3 protein-coding genes are annotated in these 1,699 nt (G+C 68.5%); 1 reads left to right on the top strand and 2 read right to left on the bottom strand.

All coding sequences use genetic code 11. From position 1 onward, the window contains the following. Positions 1 to 797, top strand: a 797-nt coding sequence (locus tag AC04L7_RS18140; protein WP_475513625.1) for an RluA family pseudouridine synthase, incomplete at its 5' end; no start/stop codon positions are given. Position 798: 1 nt separating this feature from the next. Here AC04L7_RS18140 and AC04L7_RS18135 read toward each other — a convergent pair. Both AC04L7_RS18135 and AC04L7_RS18130 read right to left on the bottom strand, forming a co-directional pair. Then, positions 799 to 1,212, bottom strand: coding sequence for an energy transducer TonB (locus AC04L7_RS18135; RefSeq protein ID WP_435998828.1), 414 nt, complete (start codon positions 1,210 to 1,212; stop codon positions 799 to 801). After that, positions 1,212 to 1,559 (bottom strand): 4a-hydroxytetrahydrobiopterin dehydratase, encoded by a 348-nt coding sequence (locus AC04L7_RS18130; protein ID WP_435998826.1) that lies wholly within the window; start codon positions 1,557 to 1,559, stop codon positions 1,212 to 1,214. The genes AC04L7_RS18135 and AC04L7_RS18130 overlap by 1 nt, the downstream gene beginning before the upstream one ends. Between the last annotated feature and the right edge of the window lie 140 nt (positions 1,560 to 1,699).

Genomic DNA, 1,699 nt, shown 5'->3' with positions numbered 1-1,699 from the left:
AGGCGGAGCGGAAGCTGGAGGGCGGGGACGAGGTGCGTATCCCGCCCGTCAGTCTCACGGAAGTGGGAGAGAAGGTCGCGCCTCCCTCAGGCTTCCTGAAGCGGATGGAGGCCGCCATCGTGTTCGAGGACGAGCGGCTGCTGGTCATCAACAAGCCGACCGGCGTTGCCAGCCATGGCGGCAGCGGGATCAGCCACGGCGCCATCGAGACGATGCGCGCCCTGCGGCCGAACCAGACGCTGGAACTGGTGCACCGGCTGGACCGCGACACCTCCGGCCTGCTGGTGATGGCCAAGAAGCGCTCGGCGCTGTCTGAACTGCAGGCGCTGCTGCGCGAGGACAGCGAGGACGGGACGCGCGGGATCGAGAAGCGCTACCTGACGCTGCTGGTCGGCCGCATGCCCGACGGGGTGATGAGCGTCGATGCCCCGCTGCACATCGGCCTGCGCCAGGGTGGCGAGCGCCACGTGCAGGTGCATCGCGATGGCAAGGCGTCGCTGAGCCACTTCCGCGTGCTGGAGCGTCGTGGAGGGCATTCGTACTGCGAGGTCCGCATCGATACCGGCCGCACCCACCAGATCCGCGTGCATGCGCAGCACATCGGCCATCCCGTGACCGGCGACGACAAATACGGCGATCCGGCCGTGAACAAGCGGCTGCGGGAGCAGGTGGGCTTGAAACGCCTGTTCCTGCACGCGGCGTCGCTGCAGTTCGCTCTGGACGGCGGCAGGACGCCGTACGTGCTCAGCGCGCCGCTGTCGGAGGATCTCGCGGACGCGCTGGAACGACTGGGCTGATTCAGCCCGCGCCCTGCGCGAAGCACCGGGTCGGCTTCTCCAGCACGGGCGGGAACGTCACCGGGACGTTGATGGTGTGGCTGACCGGTTTGCCGTTGCGCGTGGCGGCGCGGAATTTCCAGGTCTGCACCGCGTCGAGCGCCGCCTTGTCGAGCGAGGCGTTGCCGCTGCCCTGCACCTGCGCGACACGTGCCGGCACGCCGTCCTGTTCGACCGTCACCCGCAGCACGGTGGTGCCACCGGCACCATCGCACTCGGCATCGGCAGGGTAGACGGGGGGCGGCGTGTCGATGGCGGCCAGTTCGGTAGGCGCGACCAAGGGCGCGGCGGATTCTTCCTGCTGCTTGGCGCAGGCCGACAGCACGAGGATGCCCGCGAGCATGGTGAAGGCGGGCGGGACGAGGCGAAGTCGCATCAGGATTCTCCCAGCAGGGCGCCGGCCTTGGCGGCGCAGATGAAGTCGTTCTCGCTCAGGCCGCCGACGTCGTGCGTCGAGTAGCGCACGACAGCGCGGTTGTAGTGCACGCCGAGATCGGGGTGGTGGTCTTCGGCATGCGCGACGAAGGCAAGGGCGTTCACGAACGCCATCGTCTCGTAGTAATCCTCGAAGGCGAACGTCCGCAGCAGTGCGTGGCCGTCTTCGACCAGCTCCCATCCAGGGATCTGTGGCAGCAGCTCGGCGATGCGGGCAGGCGGCAGGCGATGCTCGCTGCCACGCAGCGGCACGCAGCGCGCGCGGGCCAGGGGGATGAGATCGGACATGGCGCGGCTCCTGCTGGGACCAGTCTGAATGAACCACGACGACCGGCCTGTGGATGTGAATGCCCGTCGGGCAGGGGGCTAGAATAGCGCCATGATCCAGATTTCCGACAGCGCGCAGGCGCACTTCCGCAAGTTGATCG

It is taken from the genome of Pseudoxanthomonas sp. LjRoot204_2 (genome assembly GCF_056175765.1).
The sequence above is the reverse complement of the archived record's forward strand: the minus strand, read 5'-3'. Positions and strand labels throughout refer to the sequence as shown.

What these genes read in the sequence shown, in the direction of transcription:
- AC04L7_RS18135 (WP_435998828.1), bottom strand. Translation starts at nt 1,212, where the DNA reads ATGCGACTTCGCCTCGTCCCGCCCGCCTTCACCATGCTCGCGGGCATC.
- AC04L7_RS18130 (WP_435998826.1), bottom strand. Translation starts at nt 1,559, where the DNA reads ATGTCCGATCTCATCCCCCTGGCCCGCGCGCGCTGCGTGCCGCTGCGT.